This window comes from Pseudomonas putida group bacterium ESBL64 (genome assembly GCF_045277175.1).
Lineage (GTDB): Bacteria > Pseudomonadota > Gammaproteobacteria > Pseudomonadales > Pseudomonadaceae > Aquipseudomonas > Aquipseudomonas alloputida.
Map to the genome: position 1 here is coordinate 1,889,704 of NZ_CP145799.1, position 21,714 is coordinate 1,911,417.

17 protein-coding genes and 1 pseudogene are annotated in these 21,714 nt (G+C 63.5%); 14 read left to right on the plus strand and 4 right to left on the minus strand.

The window, feature by feature from the left end:
* Nucleotides 1-86: 86 nt before the first annotated feature.
* From purB to V6093_RS08835, 7 genes are all read left to right on the plus strand, one after another.
* Nucleotides 87-1,457: an adenylosuccinate lyase gene (gene purB, locus V6093_RS08805; protein ID WP_003251234.1), complete on the plus strand. Its 1,371-nt coding sequence runs from the start codon at nt 87-89 to the stop codon at nt 1,455-1,457.
* A gap of 82 nt (nt 1,458-1,539) precedes the next feature.
* Complete coding sequence (locus tag V6093_RS08810) at nt 1,540-2,706, plus strand: cupin domain-containing protein (RefSeq protein WP_070096676.1); 1,167 nt, start codon at nt 1,540-1,542, stop codon at nt 2,704-2,706.
* Entirely contained in the window at nt 2,699-3,127 is a 429-nt protein-coding gene (locus tag V6093_RS08815; RefSeq protein WP_003251237.1) for a GNAT family N-acetyltransferase, read from the plus strand. Before V6093_RS08810 ends, V6093_RS08815 begins: the two co-directional genes overlap by 8 nt.
* A 209-nt stretch (nt 3,128-3,336) precedes the next feature.
* Nucleotides 3,337-5,301: a DNA topoisomerase III gene (locus tag V6093_RS08820; RefSeq protein WP_265978071.1), complete on the plus strand. Its 1,965-nt coding sequence runs from the start codon at nt 3,337-3,339 to the stop codon at nt 5,299-5,301.
* A gap of 146 nt (nt 5,302-5,447) precedes the next feature.
* Nucleotides 5,448-6,737 (plus strand): FAD-binding oxidoreductase, encoded by a 1,290-nt coding sequence (locus V6093_RS08825; protein ID WP_047604810.1) that lies wholly within the window; start codon nt 5,448-5,450, stop codon nt 6,735-6,737.
* Nucleotides 6,738-6,910: 173 nt separating this feature from the next.
* Nucleotides 6,911-7,741, plus strand: a complete 831-nt coding sequence (locus tag V6093_RS08830) for an alpha/beta fold hydrolase (protein ID WP_047604811.1) — start codon at nt 6,911-6,913, stop codon at nt 7,739-7,741.
* A gap of 168 nt (nt 7,742-7,909) precedes the next feature.
* The gene (locus tag V6093_RS08835) at nt 7,910-8,689 is read left to right on the plus strand and encodes a TSUP family transporter (RefSeq protein WP_003251244.1); all 780 of its coding nucleotides are present in this window, start codon (nt 7,910-7,912) and stop codon (nt 8,687-8,689) included.
* A 68-nt stretch (nt 8,690-8,757) separates the two neighbouring features.
* Here V6093_RS08835 and nudC read toward each other — a convergent pair whose 3' ends face one another.
* Both nudC and V6093_RS08845 read right to left on the minus strand, forming a co-directional pair.
* Nucleotides 8,758-9,588: an NAD(+) diphosphatase gene (gene nudC, locus V6093_RS08840; RefSeq protein WP_012051813.1), complete on the minus strand. Its 831-nt coding sequence runs from the start codon at nt 9,586-9,588 to the stop codon at nt 8,758-8,760.
* A gap of 36 nt (nt 9,589-9,624) precedes the next feature.
* Nucleotides 9,625-10,437: a crotonase/enoyl-CoA hydratase family protein gene (locus tag V6093_RS08845; RefSeq protein ID WP_004576977.1), complete on the minus strand. Its 813-nt coding sequence runs from the start codon at nt 10,435-10,437 to the stop codon at nt 9,625-9,627.
* Nucleotides 10,438-10,587: 150 nt separating this feature from the next.
* Here V6093_RS08845 and nhaB point away from each other — a divergent pair, with 150 nt between their 5' ends.
* The 3 genes from nhaB to V6093_RS08860 all read left to right on the plus strand — a co-directional run bounded on the left by nhaB (nt 10,588) and on the right by V6093_RS08860 (nt 13,829).
* Nucleotides 10,588-12,090 carry a sodium/proton antiporter NhaB gene (nhaB, locus tag V6093_RS08850; RefSeq protein WP_003251254.1) on the plus strand — a complete coding sequence of 501 codons (1,503 nt, stop codon included), beginning with the start codon at nt 10,588-10,590 and terminating at the stop codon, nt 12,088-12,090.
* 146 nt (nt 12,091-12,236) lie between these two features.
* Nucleotides 12,237-12,782: a lipocalin family protein gene (locus V6093_RS08855; protein WP_003251256.1), complete on the plus strand. Its 546-nt coding sequence runs from the start codon at nt 12,237-12,239 to the stop codon at nt 12,780-12,782.
* Between the two features lie 87 nt (nt 12,783-12,869).
* Nucleotides 12,870-13,829, plus strand: coding sequence for a ribonuclease Z (locus V6093_RS08860; protein WP_003251258.1), 960 nt, complete (start codon nt 12,870-12,872; stop codon nt 13,827-13,829).
* Here V6093_RS08860 and V6093_RS08865 read toward each other — a convergent pair.
* The gene (locus V6093_RS08865; RefSeq protein WP_060546239.1) at nt 13,826-15,109 is read right to left on the minus strand and encodes a Zn-dependent hydrolase; all 1,284 of its coding nucleotides are present in this window, start codon (nt 15,107-15,109) and stop codon (nt 13,826-13,828) included. The genes V6093_RS08860 and V6093_RS08865 overlap by 4 nt on opposite strands.
* Nucleotides 15,110-15,158: 49 nt before the next feature.
* Entirely contained in the window at nt 15,159-16,649 is a 1,491-nt protein-coding gene (locus V6093_RS08870; protein ID WP_047604814.1) for an NCS1 family nucleobase:cation symporter-1, read from the minus strand.
* A 343-nt stretch (nt 16,650-16,992) separates the two neighbouring features.
* On the opposite strand from V6093_RS08870, the gene hydA reads away from it, so the two are divergent.
* From hydA to V6093_RS08890, 4 genes and pseudogenes are all read left to right on the plus strand, one after another.
* Complete coding sequence (gene hydA, locus V6093_RS08875; protein WP_017148215.1) at nt 16,993-18,432, plus strand: dihydropyrimidinase; 1,440 nt, start codon at nt 16,993-16,995, stop codon at nt 18,430-18,432.
* Nucleotides 18,433-18,567: 135 nt separating this feature from the next.
* On the plus strand, nt 18,568-19,935 hold the full coding sequence (locus tag V6093_RS08880) for an NAD(P)-dependent oxidoreductase (protein WP_014860805.1): 1,368 nt from the start codon (nt 18,568-18,570) through the stop codon (nt 19,933-19,935).
* Nucleotides 19,936-21,210 carry an NAD-dependent dihydropyrimidine dehydrogenase subunit PreA gene (preA, locus tag V6093_RS08885; protein ID WP_406669773.1) on the plus strand — a complete coding sequence of 425 codons (1,275 nt, stop codon included), beginning with the start codon at nt 19,936-19,938 and terminating at the stop codon, nt 21,208-21,210.
* 272 nt (nt 21,211-21,482) lie between these two features.
* Nucleotides 21,483-21,629, plus strand: a pseudogene (locus tag V6093_RS08890) (4Fe-4S binding protein); the annotation flags it as partial.
* Nucleotides 21,630-21,714: the final 85 nt, after the last annotated feature.

The following is a 21,714-nucleotide window of genomic DNA, read 5'->3' on the forward strand; positions in this document are numbered from 1 at the left end:
CGACCTTTGGTCAGCCACCCGACCCAGGCGCAATTTTCATGTATGATATGCGCCCTTCCAAAAGCCTGACTGTCCGAGAACACCCCATGCAGCTTTCTTCGCTCACTGCGGTTTCCCCTGTAGACGGCCGTTATGCCGGCAAAACCCAGGCCTTGCGCCCCATTTTCAGCGAATTCGGCCTGATCCGTTTCCGCGCCCTGGTCGAAGTGCGCTGGCTGCAGCGCCTGGCCGCCCACCCGCAAATCGGCGAAGTGCCGGCGTTCTCCGCCGAAGCCAACGCCCTGCTGGACAGCCTGGCCAACGATTTCAAGCTGGAGCACGCCGAGCGCGTCAAGGAAATCGAGCGCACCACCAACCACGACGTCAAGGCCATTGAATACCTCCTCAAGGAGCAGGCCGCCAAGCTGCCTGAGCTGGCCAAGGTCAGCGAGTTCATCCACTTCGCCTGCACCAGCGAGGACATCAACAACCTGTCCCACGCCCTGATGCTGCGCGCTGGCCGTGACGAAGTGCTGTTGCCGCTGATGCGCCAGGTCGCCGACGCCATCCGCGCCCTGGCCCACGCCCACGCCGAAGTGCCAATGCTGTCGCGTACCCATGGTCAGCCGGCTTCCCCGACCACCCTGGGTAAAGAACTGGCCAACGTCGTGTACCGCCTGGAGCGCCAGATCGCCCAGGTTGCCGCCGTGCCGCTGCTGGGCAAGATCAACGGCGCCGTGGGCAACTACAACGCCCACCTGTCGGCCTACTCGCAGATCGACTGGGAAGAGAACGCCCGCGCCTTCATCGAAGACGAACTGGGCCTGCAGTTCAACCCGTACACCACCCAGATCGAGCCGCACGACTACATCGCCGAGCTGTTCGACGCCATCGCCCGCTTCAACACCATCCTGATCGACTTCGACCGTGATGTGTGGGGCTACATTTCCCTGGGTTACTTCAAGCAGAAGACCGTTGCCGGCGAAATCGGTTCGTCGACCATGCCGCACAAGGTCAACCCGATCGACTTCGAAAACTCCGAAGGCAACCTGGGTATCGCCAACGCGCTGTTCCAGCACCTGGCCAGCAAGCTGCCGATCTCGCGCTGGCAGCGTGACCTGACCGACTCCACCGTGCTGCGCAACCTGGGCGTGGGCTTTGCCCACAGCGTGATCGCCTTCGAGGCCAGCCTGAAAGGCATCGGCAAGCTGGAAGTCAACGAAGCTCGCATCGCCGCCGACCTGGACGCCTGCTGGGAAGTGCTGGCCGAGCCGATCCAGACCGTGATGCGCCGCTTCAACATCGAAAACCCCTACGAGAAGCTCAAAGAGCTGACCCGTGGCAAGGGCATCACCCCAGAAGCGCTGCTGACCTTCATCGACGGCCTGGACATGCCAGCCGAAGCCAAGGCCGAGCTCAAGCAGCTGACCCCCGCTACCTACATCGGTAACGCGGCGGCCCAGGCCAAACGCATCTAAGCTGAGCGTCGCGTACAACGCCCGGCCTGGCCGGGCGTTTTTTATTCCCGTACGAAAATTACGTTTTTTCAATAGGTTGAACATGAATCCTGATACTCCACTGCAGCTGCTCGGCGGCATCTCGGCCCGCGAATTCATGCGCGACTACTGGCAGAAGAAGCCGCTGCTGGTACGCCAGGCCTTCCCGGACTTCATCAGCCCGATCGACCCCGACGAGCTCGCCGGCCTGGCCCTGGAAGACGAAGTCGAGTCGCGTATCGTGCTGGAGCACGGCGCACACCCGTGGGAGCTGCGCCGCGGCCCGTTCAACGAAGACACCTTCGCCGAACTGCCGGAAAAAGACTGGACCCTGCTGGTACAGGCCGTTGACCAGTTCGTTCCGGAAGTGGCCGAACTGCTGGAAAACTTCCGCTTCCTGCCCAGCTGGCGTATCGATGACGTGATGATCAGCTTCGCCGCCCCGGGTGGCAGCGTCGGCCCGCACTTCGACAACTACGACGTGTTCCTGCTGCAGGGCCACGGCCAGCGCAACTGGAAGATCGGCCAGATGTGCAGCAGTGACAGCCCGCTGCTGGAGCACGCCGACCTGCGTATCCTGGCCGAGTTCGAGCAGAGTGAAGAGTGGACCCTGGAGCCCGGCGACATGCTCTACCTGCCACCGCGCCTGGCCCACTACGGTGTGGCCGTGGATGACTGCCTGACCTACTCGGTCGGCTTCCGCGCACCGAGCGCTGCCGAAGTGCTGACCCACTTCACCGACTTCCTCGGCCAGTTCCTGCCCGACGAAGAGCGCTACAGCGACGCCGACGCCCAGCCGGTCAGCGACCCGCACCAGATCCAGCACGATGCCCTCGACCGCCTCAAGGCGCTGCTCGACAAGCACATGGGCGACAAGGACCTGCTGCTGACCTGGTTCGGCCAGTTCATGACCGAGCCGCGCTACCCCGAGCAGATCGTTGGCGAAGAGCTGAGCGAGGAAGAGCTGATCGACGCCCTTGAGCAGGGCGCCATCCTGATCCGCAACCCCAGCGCACGCCTGGCCTGGTCGGAATTCGAAGACGACCTGCTGCTGTTCGCCAGCGGCCGTAGTTGCCCACTGCCCGGCAAACTGCGAGAGCTGCTGAAGCTGGTATGTGCGGCCGACGCCTTGCACATCGACAACCTGGCCGAGTGGCTGCAGGACGAAGATGGCCTTATGCTGGTACAGCAGCTGGTCAAACAAGGGAGCCTGGGATTCGCCAATGAATAAGATCAGCGTTCGCCTCGCCGATTGGCACAAAGACAACGCCGACATCCGCCGAATCCGTGAAGCCGTGTTCGTCGCCGAGCAGCACATTCCGCCAGAGCTGGAGTTCGATTCGGAAGACCAGGATGCCCTGCACTTCCTGGCCCTGGAAGGCGACTATCCGATCGGTACTGCGCGCCTGCTGGCCGACGGCACCATCGGGCGCATCTCGGTGCTCAAGGACTGGCGTGGCCTGAAGGTGGGCGATGCGTTGGTCAATGCGGTCATCGTCGAAGCGCAGAACCGCGACCTGAAACAGCAGATGCTCAGCGCCCAGGTACACGCCACGCCGTTCTATGAGCGGCTGGGCTTTCGCGTAGTCAGCGAGGAATTCCTCGAAGCTGGCATCCCGCATGTCGACATGGTGCGCGACTCGCGCGCCTGATCCATCACCTGTGCCGGCCGCTTCGCGGGTAAACCCGCTCCTACAAGCACCACGCGTCCCTGTAGGAGCGGGTTTACCCGCGAAGAGGCCGGCACAGGCCATATACATCCCCGCTGACAAAAAACCTGTACATCCATCCAGATAAAACTTGCCTCTGCGCCCCCGCTTGCGCATCCTATGGCCCACCACCCCGATGAAGCGTCCCGGCCATGCGCCTGTTCCTCTGTGAAAAACCCTCCCAGGCAAAAGACATTGCCAAAGTGCTCGGCGCCAACCGCAAAGGCGACGGCTGCTGGCAAGGCACCGATATCTGCGTCACCTGGTGCATTGGCCACCTGCTGGAAACCGCCCCGCCCGACAGCTACGACGAACGTTACAAGCGCTGGAACCTGGCCGACCTGCCGATCATTCCAGACAAGTGGAAGATGCTGGTAAAGCCCAAGACCGCCAGCCAGTTCAAGGCAGTCAAACGCCTGCTCGGTGAAGCGCGGGAGCTGGTGATTGCCACCGACGCCGACCGCGAAGGCGAAATGATTGCCCGCGAGCTGGTCGAGCACTGCCGCTACCGAGGCCCGGTGCAGCGCCTGTGGCTGTCGGCGCTGGATGACGCCTCCATCCGCAAGGCCCTGGCGCGCCTGCTGCCAGGCCACGAGACGTTCAACCTGTACCACTCGGCGCTGGGCCGCTCGCGCGCCGACTGGCTGATCGGCATGAACATGAGCCGGCTGTTCACCTTGCTGGGCCGCCAATCCGGCTACCAGGGTGTGCTGCCAGTAGGCCGCGTGCAAACGCCGACCTTGCGCCTGGTGGTCGACCGCGACCGCAGCATCGCCAACTTCGTACCGGTGCCGTTCTGGGCCATCGACGTCCAGCTGGAACACGCCGGCCAACGCTTCGATGCCCAATGGCGTGCCCCCGAAGACGCCTGTGATGACCAAGGCCGCTGCCTGAAGCAAGACCTGGCACAGCGGGCCGCCACCGACATCGGCCATGCCGGCACTGCCCGAGCGGTAAAGGTAGCGACCGAGCGTGTGCGCGAAGCAGCACCGCTGCCCTTCGACCTTGGCACCCTGCAGGAGCTGTGCTCGAAAAAGTTCGGCCTCGGCGCCCAGGAAACCCTCGACATTGCCCAGGCACTGTACGAAACACACAAGTTGATCACCTACCCGCGCAGTGATTGCGGCTATTTGCCACAAAGCCAGCACGCCGAGGCACCCGCCATCCTCGCCGCCCTGCAACGGGCCGATGCCAGCCTGGCACCGCTGCAGCCCTACCTGGAGCCGCAACGCCGCTCGCGGGCGTGGAACGACGCCAAAGTCAGCGCTCACCATGGCATCATCCCCACGGCCGCCGCCAGCGACCCCTCGCGCCTGCCGGCCAAGCACAAGGCCGTGTATACCCTGATCCGCGCCCGCTATCTGGCGCAGTTCCTGCCCAACCATGAGTACGACCGCACCCAGGCCGACTTCGACTGCGCCGGTCATGCGCTGCGTGCTGTGGGCAAGCAAATCGTCGAGCCCGGCTGGCGCCGCGCCTTGCCCGAGGCGCTCACCCCGGCCAAAGGCCGCGAGGCAGCACCGGCCCAGGTGCTGCCGGCGCTTCGCGAAGGCCAGGACTGCAACGTACACGGCCTGCAACTGAAAGACCTGTGGACCCAGCCACCCAAACCGTTTACCGAAGGCGACCTGATCAAGGCGATGAAAAACGTGGCCAAGCTGGTGGATGACCCTCGGCTGAAGCAGAAACTCAAGGAAACCACCGGCATCGGCACCGAGGCCACCCGCGCCAGCATTATCCAGGGCCTGCTCGACCGCGGTTACCTGGTAAAGAACGGCAAGGCGTTGTCGGGCACACCTGCGGCCTTCAGCCTGATCGACGCCGTTCCCCGCGCCATTGCCGATCCCGGCACCACGGCGATCTGGGAGCAGGCGCTGGACATGGTGCAAAGCGGCGAGATGACCCTGGACGAGTTCGTCGCCCGGCAGTCGGCGTGGATGGGCAAGCTGGTAGAGCGTTGCAGCGGCATGCGCATGACCATCAGCGGGCCAGCGGCCGGGGCGGCCCCGCCCTGGAAGAAGAAACGTCGCGGTGGAGGTGGCAAAAGCAAAGCGGCCGGAAACAAGGCAACTCCGAGCAAGCCACGTCAGGCGCGGAAAAAGCGAGCCCCTCTGTAGGAGCGGGTTCACCCGCGAAGAGGCCAGCCCAGGCAACACATTAACCACAGGCAAACCACAAACCCCGACCAACACATTGGCAACGTGAAATTTAACTGCTAGATTTTCATGAAAATAAACATAATAATTTTCACGGAAAATCCGGCATGTTCAAACAATCCGCCCAGCACGTCGCCAGTTACTACGCCCAGACCTACCCCGCCAACATCCCATTACGCCCTACCCTGCAAGGCACTCAGGACACCGATGTGCTGATCATCGGCGCCGGTTTCAGCGGCCTGCACACTGCCCTGCGCCTGACCCAGGCCGGCAAACGCGTAACGCTGCTGGAAGCCAGCCGGGTTGCCTGGGCGGCCTCCGGACGCAACGGTGGCCAGGCGCTGCTGGGCTGGTCGTGCGACATGCCGCCGCTGGAGCAGGCCCTTGGCATCGAACGCACCCAACGGCTATGGGCCAGCATGTGCTGGGCCGCCGACGAGATGCGCGAACTGCCCCAGCGCCACGGCTTCGACATCGACTACCGGCCGGGCAGCCTGTGGACTGCGGTATTGCCGCGCCGGGTAAAAATGCTCGAAGAGGCCCTGCATGATGCCGAGCATAAATGGGGTTACGACGCCCTGCGCCTGATCGGCCGTGACGAGTTGCCGCAATGGATCGACAGCCCGCGCTACCAGGCCGCGCTGTACGACGCCAAAGGTGCCCACCTCAACCCGCTGAAACTGGCACAGGGCCTGGCCAGTACCATCGAGGCTGCCGGCGGGCAAATCTACGAACAGAGCCAGGTGCTCAGCTACCAGCAGGCTCGCGACGGCTATGTCGCCCGTACCGACCGTGGCGAAGTTCGCTGCCAGGTATTGGTGCTGGCCTGCAACGCCTACATCGACCGCCTTGACCGCAGCCTGTCGCGTCGCCTGTTGCCAGTCGGTTCCTACCAGGTCGCCACTGCGCCTCTGGATGCCGACTTGGCCCATTCGTTACTACCTCGCAACAGTTGCGTGATCGACAACCAGTTCGTACCCGACTACTTCCGCCTCACCCCAGACCACCGCCTGCTGTTCGGTGGCGGCTGCACATACCTGGGCGGCATTCCCAAGGACGTCGCCAGCGCTACCCGCCCGTACCTGGAGCGGGTATTCCCGCAACTGGCCGGGGTAGCCATCGACTATGCCTGGGGTGGCCATATTGATTGCAGCATGCAACGCACCCCGGACGTCGGCCGCGAGGGCCAGCGCTACTGGCTGCAGGGTTTCTCCGGCCATGGCGTTCTGCCGACGTTGGCGGCGGCGCGGGCGGTGAGTGATGCCATTCTCGGCGATGAAGAACTGTTGGCGCTGTACCAAGGCATCGACAACGGCCGCTTCCCCGGTGGCGACCTGTTGGCTGCGCCATTGGAAGCGGCGGCAAAGGCCTGGTACCGCATGCGCGACCGCGTCTGAAGGGCATCAGTATTGCCTGTGCGGGCCTCTTCGCGGGTGAACCCGCTCCTACACTGTGAGGTCCCTTTCACCCGCGAAGAGGCCCGCACAGGCACCACAACTTCCTGATACCCGCCAAAAACCCTCCTATTCTCAATAGCTCCCTTCGCTTCCTGCACCCAGGAGACACGACCATGAGCTATGTAACCACGAAGGACGGCGTACAGATTTTCTACAAGGACTGGGGCCCGCGCGATGCACCGGTGATCCACTTCCACCACGGCTGGCCGCTCAGTGCCGATGACTGGGACGCGCAGATGCTGTTCTTCCTCGCTGAAGGCTACCGCGTGGTCGCCCACGACCGGCGGGGCCATGGCCGCTCCAGCCAGGTATGGGACGGCCACGACATGGACCACTATGCCGACGACGTAGCCGCCGTGGTCGCCCACCTGGGCACCCAGGGCGCCGTGCATGTCGGCCACTCGACCGGCGGCGGCGAGGTGGTGCGCTACATGGCCCGGCACCCTGAAGACAAGGTGGCCAAGGCCGTGCTGATCGCAGCCGTCCCCCCCTTGATGGTACAAACCCCCGGCAACCCCGGTGGCCTGCCCAAGTCGGTATTCGACGGTTTCCAGGCCCAGGTTGCCAGCAACCGGGCGCAGTTCTACCGGGATGTACCTGCAGGGCCGTTCTACGGCTACAACCGCCCAGGGGTCGAAGCCAGCGAAGGCATCATCGGCAACTGGTGGCGCCAAGGCATGATCGGCAGTGCAAAGGCCCATTACGATGGCATCGTGGCGTTTTCCCAGACCGATTTCACCGAGGACCTGAAGGGCATCCAGCAGCCGGTGCTGGTGATGCACGGCGACGATGACCAGATCGTGCCATACGAAAATTCCGGGGTACTGTCGGCCAGGCTGCTGCCCAATGGCACGCTGAAAACCTACAAAGGCTACCCGCATGGCATGCCCACCACCCATGCCGATGTGATCAATGCGGATTTGCTGGCGTTTATCCGTAGTTGATGTTTTCGCCAGTACCGGCCCTTTCGCGGGTAAACCCGCTCCTACGGGATTACGCGGGCTTGCCCGCGAAAGGGCCGGCACTGGCAACACACCTTCCCCAGGATTACCATGTGTCCCTTCTAGTGCAGCACTTTGCCGCCTCCTTGCCTCCCCGCCTGCCAAAAACCCATGCCCTTCGAACTCACCGTAGAACCCCTAACCCTACTCATCCTGGCGCTGGTCGCCTTCGTCGCCGGATTCATCGATGCCATCGCCGGTGGCGGGGGCCTGCTCACCACCCCGGCCCTGCTCACCGCCGGCATGCCACCGCACCTGGTACTGGGCACCAACAAGCTCAGTTCCACCTTCGGCTCGGCCACTGCAGGTTTCACTTACTACAAACGCAAACTGTTCCACCCGGCGCAGTGGCGCCCGGCGTTGTTCGCCACCTTGACCGGGGCGTTGCTCGGCGCCGTCATCGCCCACTACATGCCAGCCGAATGGCTGAACAAGATGCTGCCAGTGATCGTCTTCGCCTGTGGCATCTACCTGTTGTTCGGCGGCACGCCCAAGGCGCCGCTGGATGCCGATGCACCGATCAAGAAAAAGTGGCAAGTGCCGCAAGGCTTCACCCTGGGCTTCTACGACGGCGTAGCCGGCCCGGGTACCGGGGCGTTCTGGACGGTCAGTACCCTGCTGCTGTACCCCATCGACCTGGTACGCGCCAGCGGCGTGGCGCGCAGCATGAACTTCGTCAGCAACATCGCGGCGCTGACGGTGTTCATCATTTCCGGGCAGGTGGACTACATCGTCGGCCTGTGCATGGGCCTGTCGGTCATGGTCGGCGCCTTTTTCGGCGCACGCACGGCGATCAGCGGCGGCAGCAAGTTCATCCGCCCAGTGTTCATCACCGTGGTGCTGGCGTTGACCGTGCGCTTAGCGTGGCAACACTGGTTCGGGCAGGCCTGAGGGGCTTTGGCAATGGAATGACCATTGCCTGCGCCCTGCGCCTAGTCGGAGCACATTGTTCACTGCAGCTAGGACGGGAAAGCAGGGATATCACAGCCCAGCCGCCGCGCAACATACAGATCGATCAGGTAACGGGCAATGGACCGCCCGGCCGGCAGCGGCGGCAGGTCGTGGACGCTGAACCACTTGGCGTCCTCGATCTCGTCCGGTTGCATGACAATCTCGCCACCGGCGTACTCAGCATGAAAACCCAGCATCATCGAATGCGGAAACGGCCAGCACTGGCTGCCGACGTACTGGATGTTCCGCACCTCCACCGCCACTTCTTCGCGCACTTCGCGCACCAGGCAGTCTTCGGCCGATTCACCCGGCTCGGCAAAACCTGCCAAGGTGCTGTACACCCCGGTAACGAAGCGTGGCGAACGCGCCAGCAGGATTTCATCACCGCGGGTCACCAGCACGATCATGCTGGGTGAAATGCGCGGATAGCTGCGCAGGTCGCAGGGCTGGCAATACATCGCCCGCTCCCAGCGAATTTGCGTCATCGCCTGGCCGCAGCTGCCGCAGAAGCGATGCTCGCGCGCCCAGGTACCGATTTGTGCGGCATAGCCCAGCACCTTGTAGGTGTCGAAGTCGCCTTCGAGCATGAACGCACGCAGGCCGCGCCAGCTGCAGCCAGGCACATCAGTGGCGCTGCGCAGTTCCAGCAGGAACACCGGCTGGCCGTCAAAGTGACCGATGCCGTGCTCGCACAGCACGTCGAGGTCCTGGCGCTTGAGCCAGTCGCGGGGGAACAGCGCGCCGTTGGCGTCCACCAGAAACCCTTCAGGGCTGCGGGCCACGGCCAGCCCCCCGGTCATCTGTGGGTCGAGTACTGCAGTAGTCCAGCGTGCTGACATGTCGGGGGTTCCTTTACTGCGCGTCCCCCGGCCCGATCAGTCGGCGAACGTCGGTTTCTGTTTGCTCATGTGCGCCGCCACAGCCACGCGCAGGTCTTCGGACTGCAGCATTGCGGCGTTCCAGGTGGCAATGTAGTCCAGGCCATCGTCGATGCGATGGTCACGCATGTAGCTGAGCATTTCCTTGGTGCCGGCCACAGCGATCGGCGATTTTGCGGCAATCTCGCGGGCGATGGCAAAGACGCCGTCCATCAGTGCGGCCTGATCATCATAGACTCGGTTGACCAGGCCGATGCGCAGCGCCTCGTCGGCCTCGACATTGCGCCCGGTAAACGCCAGCTCCCGCATGATGCCGTCGCCAATGATGCGTGGCAAACGTTGCAATGTGCCAACATCGGCCGCCATACCCATGTCGATTTCCTTGATCGAGAACTGCGCGTCACTGCTGCAGTAGCGCATGTCGCACGCCGAGATGAGGTCGATGGCGCCGCCGATGCAGTAGCCTTGCACGGCCGCCAGTACGGGTTTGCGGCACGTGTCCACAGCGGTGAACGAGGCCTGCAGCCGCTGGATGGTCTTGCGCAGGAAGCGTGCATTGCGGCCCACGTCCTTGCCCATCTGCCCAGCCAGCGAGGCCAGCATCATCAGGTCGATACCGGCGGAAAAGTGCTTGCCAGCGCCGCTGATCACCACCGCGCGCACGGCATCGGTGTCATCGATCCACTGGAAGATGTCGACGATTTCCTCCCAGAAGGCCGCATTCATTGCGTTGACCTTCTCTGGGCGATTGATCTGAACATGGGCGACGCTGTCGGTCAGTTCGACCTTTAATGCACTGTACTCGGTCACGGGCGGCACTCCTGCGGGCGAAAAGTTCATGGTCCGGATGTTAACTCATGCCGATGACCGTACTTGTGCCAAAAACGGGACTGTATGCCTTGCCTAAGGCGCAATGATCCGGCACCGTGCGCCATCGCTGAATCATAAGGATACATATTCATGTCGCGCTCCCTGACCGGCGCCCTCGCTCACGGTTTCCTGGGCCAGTCGCCGCTTTGGTACAAAGCGGTCATCTGCCTGTTCCTGGTGCTCAATCCGCTTCTGCTGGCAACCATTGGCCCGGCTGCAGCAGGGTGGGCGCTGGTAATCGAGTTCATCTTCACCCTGGGCATGGCGCTGAAGTGCTACCCGCTGATGCCCGGCGGATTGTTGCTGATCGAAGCCCTGCTGTTGCAGATGACCACGCCGCAGGCACTGTACGAAGAACTGCAGCACAACTTCCCGGTAATCCTGCTGCTGATGTTCATGGTCGCCGGTATCCATTTCATGAAGGAACTGCTGCTGTTCCTGTTCTCGCGCATTCTGCTGGGTGTGCGTTCAAAAGCCATGCTGTCGCTACTGTTCTGCGTACTGTCGGCATTCCTTTCGGCGTTTCTCGATGCGCTGACGGTGACGGCCGTGATCATCAGCGCCGCGGTCGGCTTTTATGCGGTCTACCATCGCGTGGCGTCCGGCGCCAACCCGCGTGAAGACAGCGCACTGGACAGCGACCAGCAAGTGGCGCAGTTACACCGTGACGACCTGAACCAGTTCCGCGCGTTCCTGCGCAGCTTGCTGATGCACGGCGCAGTGGGTACCGCCTTGGGTGGCGTGTGCACGCTGGTGGGCGAGCCGCAGAACCTGCTGATCGGCCACGAGATGGGCTGGCACTTCGCTGACTTCTTCCTCAAGGTGGCGCCCGTGTCGATACCGGTGCTGGGTGCCGGCCTGCTGACCTGCGTGTTGCTGGAGAAGCTGCGCCTGTTCGGCTACGGCACGCTGATGCCTGAAACAGTGCGCCAGGTACTGGCTGCCTATGCCGCCGAGGACGATGCCGCACGCACCCAGGCCCAGCGCATCGCGCTGTGGGTACAAGGGCTTGCTGCCCTGATCCTGATCATCTGCCTGGGGCTGCATGTGGCCGAGGTCGGCCTGATCGGCCTGATGGTGATCGTACTGATCACGGCCTTCACCGGCATCACCGACGAGCACCGCCTGGGCCGTGCCTTCCAGGACGCCATGCCATTCACCTCGCTGTTGGTGGTGTTCTTTGCCGTGGTCGCGGTGATTCATCAGCAACAATTGTTCAGCCCATTGATCAGCTGGGTGCTGACGCTGCCGGCCGAACAGCAACCGGGCATGCTGTATCTGGCCAACGGTTTGCTGTCGGCGATCAGCGACAATGTGTTCGTTGCCACCATCTACATCACCGAAGTGAAGCAGGCATTTCTCAACGGCAGCATGAGCCGCGAGCATTTCGAAACACTGGCGGTGGCGATCAACACCGGCACCAACCTGCCAAGCGTGGCGACGCCGAACGGGCAGGCGGCGTTCCTGTTCCTGCTGACCTCGGCCATTGCGCCGCTGATCCGGCTGTCGTATGGACGGATGGTGTGGATGGCGCTGCCCTATACCGTGGTGATGGGCGGGTTGGGATGGTGGGCGGTGACGTACTGGCTGTGAGGCAGGCCTGTGCGGACCTGTGCGGGCCCTTTCGCGGGTAAACCCGCTCCTGCACGGGTTTACCCGCAGGCAATATCGCCTACAACTTTTTCCCCGCACAGGCGTCGAAACACAGGTACGCCCCATCCGCTCCAAGGAGGTCACCCATGGCGCTGCGCACTACACTGCTGCTTTCCTGCATGACCCTGGCCCTGCTCGGCTGCGCCGGCAACGATCACCCGGCACCGCCGCGCACCCAGCAGGTCGACTTGCAACGCTACCAGGGCACTTGGTATGAACTGGCGCGACTGCCGATGTTCTTCCAGCGTAACTGCGTGAAGTCCGAAGCGCGCTATGGCTTGCGCGAGGACGGCCGTATCGATGTAACCAACCGCTGCCAGGAAAAGGACGGCCAGTGGAATGAAGCCAAGGGCATCGCCGAGGCTCAGCAACCGGGCAGTACCGACAAGCTGTGGGTGCGCTTCGACAACTGGTTCAGCCGCCTGGCACCGGGCCTGACCAAGGGCGAGTACTGGGTGCTGTACCACGACAAGGACTACCGCGTGGCACTGGTTGGCCACCCCAACCGCGAGTACCTGTGGCTGCTTTCGCGCACGCCAGCGGTCACCGACCAGCAGCGCGAGCAACTGCTGACAATCGCCCGGGAGCAAGGGTATGACACCAGCAAGCTCATCTGGCGACAGGATAACTAGCGGGCCGTCGACGGCGGGTGGCAATCCGGCTAAGGTGTGCGCCCCGTATCACCTTGGCCGCTTCTGGCCTGAAACAGGAGCCTGAGCATGGACCTGCTGTTCCTCGGCACCTCCGCCGGGGTGCCCACCAAGGCACGCAATGTCAGCGCCACAGCCGTGATCGAAGCCAGTGGCAGCCACTGGTATCTGGTCGATTGCGGCGAAGGCACCCAGCACCGCCTGCTGCACACCCCGCTTTCGATCCGCGACCTGCGCGCGATCTTCATCACCCACGTGCATGGTGACCATTGCTTCGGCCTGCCCGGCCTGCTGGCCAGCGCGGGCATGAGCGGGCGCACCCAGCCGCTGGAAGTGATCCTGCCCGCCGTACTGCACGATTGGGTACGCCAGGGCCTGGTTGCCAGCGACACCTTCCTGCCGTTCGAGCTACGCCTGTTGCCCGTGGAAGCGCTGATCGCATGGCGCAGCGAGACCCTGCAGGTGACCACCGTGCAACTGTCGCACCGGGTGCCCAGCGTGGGTTTCGTATTCACCGAAATCAACCCTGAGCCACGCCTGGACATCCAGCGCCTGGACGCCGAGGGCATACCGCGTGGTCCGCTGTGGGGCGAGCTGGCCAAGGGGTTGACCGTGACGTTCAATGGGCAACTGCTGAACGGCAACGACTACCTGCGCCCTTCGCGTCCGCCCCAGCGGGTGATCGTGTGCGGGGACAACGACAAACCAGCGCTGCTGGCAGCCGTCGCCAGGGGTGCGGATGTACTGGTGCACGAAGCCACCTTCACCCAGGCGGTGGTCGAACGCACCGGGGGCACGTTCGGCCACAGCACCGCCGCTGAGGTGGCACGCTTTGCCGAGGCCGCTGGCGTGCGCAACCTGGTACTGACGCATTTCAGCGCCCGCTACCAGAACGACCCACGGCGCAGCCCGCACATCGACACCGTGCGCGACGAGGCCCTCGCCCATTACAGCGGGCAGTTGACCCTGGCGCAGGACCTGCAGCGCTATCACCTTGGCCGTAACGGCCTTCTTGAGGCCAGTGCCTAGGCCGCCAGCCGCCCGCTGGCAATTGCCTCCGACGCCGCCAGCATCGCCCGCAACAACACTGCGCAGCCCGCCGCCAGGTCATCGGGCGTGGCGTTCTCGATCTCGTTATGACTGATGCCGTTTTCGCACGGCACGAAAATCATCCCCGCCGGCCCCAGCTCGGCCAGGAAGATCGCGTCATGCCCCGCGCCACTGACGATGTCCATGTGCGGCAGGCCCAGCGCCTTGGCCGACTCGCGCACGGCGTCGACACAGCCTTTGTCGAAGTAAAGTGCCGGGAAGTCTGCCGTGGGCACCAGCTCATGGCTCAGGCCATGCTTGGCACAGGTCGCCTCGATCACCCCGCGCACATCGGCAATCATCGCATTCAACTGCTCGCCCTCCAGGTGGCGGAAGTCGAGGGTCATGCGCACTTCGCCCGGGATCACGTTACGCGAGCCCGGGTACGCCTGAAGGCAACCCACCGTGCCACAAGCGTGGGGCTGGTGGGCAAGCGCCGTGCGGTTGACCGCCTCTACCACAGCGGCTGCCCCCACCAGGGCGTCCTTGCGCAGGTGCATCGGCGTAGGGCCGGCATGGGCTTCAACACCGCGCAGGGTCAGGTCGAACCACTTCTGGCCCAGCGCGCCGAGGACCACGCCGATGGTCTTGGCCTGGTCCTCAAGGATAGGACCCTGCTCGATATGCGCTTCGAAATACGCCCCCACCGGGTGCCCCGACACGGCACGCGGACCGGCGTAGCCAATGGTGTTCAACGCTTCGCCAACGCTGACACCCTGGGCATCGCGCTTGGCCAGGGTGTCTTCCAGGGTGAACTTGCCGGCGAACACCCCTGAACCCATCATGCACGGCGCAAAACGCGAACCTTCTTCGTTGGTCCACACCACCACTTCGAGCGGCGCGTCGGTTTCCACGCCCAGGTCGTTGAGGGTACGGATCACCTCCAGCCCGGCCATCACCCCGAAGCAGCCATCGAACTTGCCGCCGGTGGGCTGGGTGTCGATATGGCTGCCGGTCATCACCGGCGGCAGCTTGGGGTTACGGCCCGGACGGCGGGCGAATATGTTGCCGACAGCGTCGATGCTGACCGAGCAACCGGCCGCCTCGCACCACTGCACGAACAGATCGCGGGCCTGGCGGTCGAGGTCGGTCAAGGCCAGGCGGCAGACACCGCCCTTGGCAGTGGCGCCGAGCCGGGCCAGGTCCATCAGCGACTGCCACAGGCGGGTGCTGTCGACGTGACGGGCGTTGGTCTTCAGGATCTCTTTGACGGGGGTCACGGGCTTCTCCTTCAGGCTTCTTATTGTTTGTACGGGCCTCTTCGAGGCCTCAAGGCAAGGGTTTGACCAACCGCACCGGGTTGCGTGCCGCCAAACCGCCAAGCGCGGCGTACAGTGCACCGCCCAGCAACGAGCCGGTGAACCAGCCATAGTCGTAGAACCAGCTGAAACTGCTGTTGCCAATCGCCATTACCGTCAGCCCTACTGGCAAGGCGAAGGCGGCAAAACCGGCCCAGTTCCACGCGGGATACACGTCGTCGCGGTATAGCCCGGCCAGGTCCAGCTTCTGCCGCCGGATCAGGAAGTAGTCCACCACCATGATGCCGGCAATGGGCCCCAACAAGCTGGAATAGCCCAGCAGCCAGTTGGAATACACGCTCTCCAGGCTAAGGTCGGAGACAATCAGGCCCAGTTTCTTCAGCAGTTCATGCCCCATCAGCGCCAGGCCGATAAAGCCGGTCAGCCATACCGCGCGGCTTCGGCCGATCAGGCGTGGGGCAATGTTCTGGAAGTCATTGGTGGGCGACACGATGTTCGCCGCGGTGTTGGTCGACAGCGTGGCAATCACGATCAGCGCCATGGCCAGGGCCACCCAGAACGGGCTTTGAATCTTGCCGATCAGGGTGACCGGGTCGGACACCGTCTCGCCCACCAGCGACGCCGAAGCGGCGGTCAGCACCACACCCAGCGCAGCGAACAGGAACATGGTCAGCGGCAGGCCGAAGATCTGCCCGAGAATCTGGTCCTTCTGGCTGCGGGCGTAGCGGCTGAAGTCGGGAATGTTCAGCGACAGTGTGGCCCAGAAGCCGACCATGGCCGTAAGCCCGGCGCAGAAGTAACTGACCACGCTCGCCCCTTCTGGGCGCTTGGGCGGCTGTGCCAACAGTTCGGTCATCGACATGTGCGGCAAGGCCCAGAACAGCAGACCGACGCCCACTGCCACCAGCAGCGGTGCCGACAGCGTTTCCAGCCACTTGATCGACTCGGCGCCGCGCAGCACCACCCACAGGTTCAGGCACCAGAAGATCATGAAGCCAATCACCTCGCCTGTCCCGCCCAGCGCCTTCCAGCCGTCAAACACCGAACCCAGGAACAGGTGAATGGCCAGCCCGCCGAACATGGTCTGAATACCGAACCACCCACAGGCAACCACTGCGCGGATCAGGCACGGTACGTTGGAGCCAAGAATGCCGAACGACGAACGCAGCAGCACCGGAAACGGGATGCCGTACTTGGTACCGGGAAAGGCATTGAGGGTAAGCGGGATCAGCACGATAACGTTGGCCAGCAGGATCGCCAGCAGCGCTTCGCCAACACTGAGGCCGAAGTAGGCGGTGAGGACACCGCCGAGGGTGTAGGTGGGTACGCAGATGGACATGCCCACCCACAGGGCGGTGATGTGCCATTTGTTCCAGGTGCGCTGGTGCACCTTGGTCGGTGCTATGTCGGGGTTGTAGCGCGGGCTGTCGAGGACATCGCTGCCCTCGGACAGCTCGAACAGGCCATCTTGCTCGACCACTTCCGATCTGCTCTGTTGCATAGGCCCTTCTCCAGTTTTTCTTCTATTTTTCGCTCATCAGGCTGATTCGATGACCGGAGTTCGCACGCGGAATTGTGCTTAGAAATCTCGACCAGATTTTCATCTTGTCAAGTTAGTCAAATACCCTGAAAACCCCATCGCCCATTCGCGCGTTAATTTTTTCCTTTAAATATCAGTAACTTAAAAACCACAGATTTAATGGGAAAATTTTCTTGCTGAATCCAGAATCAGCATCTAGCCTCGAATCTTGTCAGGTCTGACAGGATTGGCCGCCCTGCCCGCCCTGGCATCCATGACAATGCAAAGAACCGGCCAAGACCGGTCAGCCTGCGAGGAAAACGGCATGTCCCTGTTGATCCGTGGCGCCACCGTGGTTACCCACGAAGAGCGTTATCCCGCCGATGTCCTGTGTGCCGATGGCCTGATCCGTGCCATCGGGCAAAACCTCGAACCGCCCACCGACTGCGAGATCCTCGACGGCAGCGGCCAGTACCTGATGCCCGGCGGCATCGACCCGCACACCCACATGCAGTTGCCGTTCATGGGCACTGTGGCCAGCGAGGACTTCTTCAGCGGCACCGCTGCGGGCCTGGCTGGCGGCACCACCTCGATCATCGACTTCGTCATTCCCAACCCGCAGCAGTCGTTGCTGGAGGCCTTCCACACCTGGCGTGGCTGGGCGCAGAAAAGCGCCAGCGACTATGGCTTCCACGTCGCCATCACCTGGTGGAGCGAGCAGGTGGCCGAAGAGATGGGCGAGCTGGTGGCCAAGCACGGGGTGAACAGCTTCAAGCATTTCATGGCCTACAAAAATGCGATCATGGCCGCCGACGATACCCTGGTGGCCAGCTTCGAGCGTTGCCTGCAACTGGGCGCGGTGCCCACCGTGCATGCCGAAAACGGCGAGCTGGTGTACCACCTGCAGAAAAAACTGCTCGCCCAGGGCATGACCGGGCCGGAAGCCCACCCGCTGTCGCGCCCTTCGCAGGTCGAAGGCGAAGCGGCCAGCCGCGCCATCCGCATTGCCGAAACCCTCGGCACGCCGTTGTACCTGGTGCACATTTCCAGCCGCGAGGCACTGGATGAAATCGCCTATGCGCGAGGTAAGGGCCAGCCGGTGTATGGCGAGGTGCTGCCCGGCCACCTGCTGCTGGACGACAGTGTCTACCGTGACCCGGACTGGGCCACCGCCGCCGGTTATGTGATGAGCCCGCCGTTCCGCCCACGCGAGCACCAGGAGGCGCTGTGGCGCGGCTTGCAATCGGGCAACCTGCACACCACCGCCACCGACCACTGCTGCTTCTGCGCCGAGCAGAAAGCCATGGGCCGCGACGACTTCAGCCGCATCCCCAACGGCACCGCCGGCATCGAAGACCGCATGGCAGTACTGTGGGATGCCGGGGTCAACAGCGGGCGTTTGTCGATGCACGAATTCGTCGCGCTGACCTCTACCAACACGGCGAAAATCTTCAACCTGTTCCCGCGCAAGGGCGCTATCCGCGTGGGTGCCGATGCCGACCTGGTGCTGTGGGACCCGCAGGGCACCCGCACCATCTCCGCCAAAACCCACCACCAGCAGGTGGACTTCAACATTTTCGAAGGCCGCACCGTGCGCGGCATCCCAAGCCACACCATCAGCCAGGGCAAGGTGCTCTGGGCCGATGGCGACCTGCGCGCCGAGCCGGGCGCGGGGCGCTATGTGGAACGGCCGGCGTACCCGGCGGTGTATGAGGTGCTGGGGCGCCGGGCCGAGCATCAGCGGCCGATGCCTGTTCAGCGCTGAAGCCATTGGGGCTGCTGTGCAGCCCATCGCGACGCAAGGCCGCTCCCACAAGGACCGCGATCGCCTGTGGGAGCGGCCCCAGAATCGACCGCAATACCTGTCGCCTGCACCAAAAAAAATAGAGAGGCTACAACCGTGACCAACGCCCTGAACCATTTGCCGCGCCCCCGGGCCGGCGCCGACCAGTTGGCCGAGCGCTTCAGCGACCTGGCCCCACCCCTCACCGCGCGTCAGGCCGCCCTGGAAAGTGCACGCTGCCTGTACTGCTACGACGCCCCCTGCGTCAACGCTTGCCCCAGCGAAATTGACATCCCCTCGTTCATACACCGCATCAGTGACGAAAACCTGCAAGGCGCCGCCGAGCGCATTCTTTCGGCCAACATTCTGGGCGGTAGCTGCGCCCGCGTGTGCCCCACCGAAATCCTCTGCCAGCAAGCCTGCGTGCGCAACAATGCCCAGGAATGCGCGCCGGTGCTGATCGGCCAGTTGCAGCGTTACGCCCTGGACAACGCCCAGTTCAGCGCACACCCGTTCAAGCGCTCGGCAGCCACCGGCAAGCGAATCGCCGTGGTCGGCGCCGGCCCGGCAGGGCTGTCCTGCGCCCACCGCCTGGCCATGCACGGCCATGACGTGGTGGTGTTCGAGGCCTGCGACAAAGCCGGTGGCCTCAACGAGTACGGCATCGCCCGCTACAAGCTGGTAGACGACTATGCCCAACGTGAAGTGGATTTCTTGTTGGGCATTGGCGGTATCGAAGTCCGCCATGGCCAGCGCCTGGGTGGCAACCTCAGCCTGGGCGAACTGCGCGATCAGTACGACGCGGTGTTCCTGGGCCTCGGCCTGAATGCCGTGCGCCAGCTAGGGCTGCCCGACGAGGAAGCACCCGGCGTGCTCGCCGCCACCGAGTACATCCGTGAGCTACGCCAGGCCGATGACCTGAGCCAGCTACCGTTGGCCGACCGCTGCCTGGTGATCGGTGCTGGCAACACGGCCATCGACATGGCCGTGCAGATGAGCCGTCTGGGGGCCCGCGACGTCAACCTGGTTTACCGCCGTGGCCACGCCGACATGGGCGCTACCGGCCACGAGCAGGACATTGCCAAGGCCAACCAGGTACGCCTGCACACCTGGGCCCGCCCTGATGCCGTGCTGCTGGATGACGCCGGCAGGGTCCGCGGCATGCGCTTTGCCCGCACCGAGCTGGCGGAAGGCCGCCTGCGCGATACCGGCGAAACCTTCGAGCTGGCTGCGGACGCCATTTTCAAGGCCATTGGCCAACGCTTTGACGATGCCAGCCTCGGCGACCCGGTGGCTGCGCAACTGGCCCGCGAGGGTGAGCGCATCCGCGTGGACGAAAACCTGCAGACCAGCCTGCCGGGCGTGTACGCAGGCGGCGACTGCACCGCGCTGGGGCAGGACCTTACCGTGCAGGCCGTGCAACACGGCAAGCTGGCCGCCGAAGCCATCCATGCCCAACTCATGCTCAACGTGGAGGCAGCGTAAATGGCCGACTTGTCTATCGTATTTGCCGGCATCAAGGCACCCAACCCCTTCTGGCTGGCCTCAGCACCGCCAACCGACAAGGCCTACAACGTGGTCCGCGCCTTCGAGGCCGGCTGGGGCGGCGTGGTCTGGAAGACCCTGGGCGAAGACCCTGCGGCGGTCAACGTGTCGTCGCGCTACTCGGCGCACTATGGCCCCAACCGTCAGGTACAGGGGATCAACAATATCGAGTTGATCACCGACCGCTCACTGGACATCAACCTGCGTGAAATTACCCAGGTGAAGAAGGACTGGCCCGAACGCGCACTGATCGTGTCGCTGATGGTGCCGTGCATAGAGGAATCGTGGAAGTTCATCCTGCCGCTGGTGGAAGCCACCGGGGCTGATGGCATCGAGCTGAACTTCGGTTGCCCGCACGGAATGCCGGAGCGCGGCATGGGGGCGGCCGTCGGCCAGGTGCCGGAATATGTGGAAATGGTCACCCGCTGGTGCAAGACGTACTGCGCGCTGCCGGTGATCGTGAAGCTTACGCCGAACATCACTGATATCCGCCAGTCGGCCCGTGCCGCGCACCGAGGCGGGGCCGATGCCGTGTCGTTGATCAACACCATCAACTCGATCACCAGCGTCGACCTGGACCGCATGGTGGCCCACCCGATTGTCGGGGACCAGAGTACCCATGGCGGTTACTGCGGTTCGGCAGTGAAGCCGATCGCCTTGAACATGGTGGCGGAAATCGCCCGCGACCCGGAAACGCGGGGCTTGCCGATTTGTGGCATTGGCGGCATCGGCAACTGGCGTGACGCCGCCGAGTTCATGGCCCTGGGCAGTGGCGCCGTGCAGGTGTGCACGGCAGCGATGCTGCATGGTTTCCGTATCGTCGAGGACATGCAGGACGGCCTGGCACGCTGGATGGACCAGCATGGGCATTCCACTGTCGAAGCGTTCCGCGGGCAGGCGGTGGGGCATACCACCGACTGGAAATACCTGGACATCAACTATAAATCGGTAGCGCACATTGACCAGGAGGCGTGCATTGGTTGCGGGCGCTGCCACATTGCGTGCGAGGACACCTCGCACCAGGCGATTGCCAGCACGCTGAAGGCTGACGGCACGCATGCCTACAGTGTGATCGAAGAGGAATGCGTAGGCTGCAACCTGTGTCAGATCACCTGCCCGGTGGAAAACTGCATCGAAATGGAGGCGCAGGACACCGGCAAGCCGTACCTGAACTGGACGCAGGATCCGCGTAACCCGTACCGCGAGGCCAGTTGAAGCGGGTCACCGCCTGAACAGCTGACGCGGCCCCTGTGGGAGCAACTGTCTTGCTCAATTTCTAAAAGCTGGCGCGATCCCTGTGGGAGCGGCCTTGTGTCGCGATTGGGCCGCACAGCGGCCCCAGCAGTCTTTGCCGCGATACAGACATCGAGGGGCCGCTTCGCGGCCCAATCGCGACACAAGGCCGCTCCCACAAAAAGACCACGTCCACCTGGTATGCCGGTTCACGGCGCCAGCCCTATTCCCCGCAAGATCACGCTGGTCACCGTGTGATCGAAGAGGAGTGCGTAGGCTGCAACCTGTGCCAGATCACCTGCCCGGTGGAAAACCGCATCGAAATGGAGGCACAGGACACCGGCAAGCCGTACCTGAACTGGACGCAGGATCCGCGTAACTCCTACCGTGAGGCCAGTTGAAGCGGGTCACCGCCTGAACAGCTGACGCGCCCCCTGTGGGAGCAACTGTCTTGCTCAATTTCTAAAAGCTGGCGCGATCCCTGTG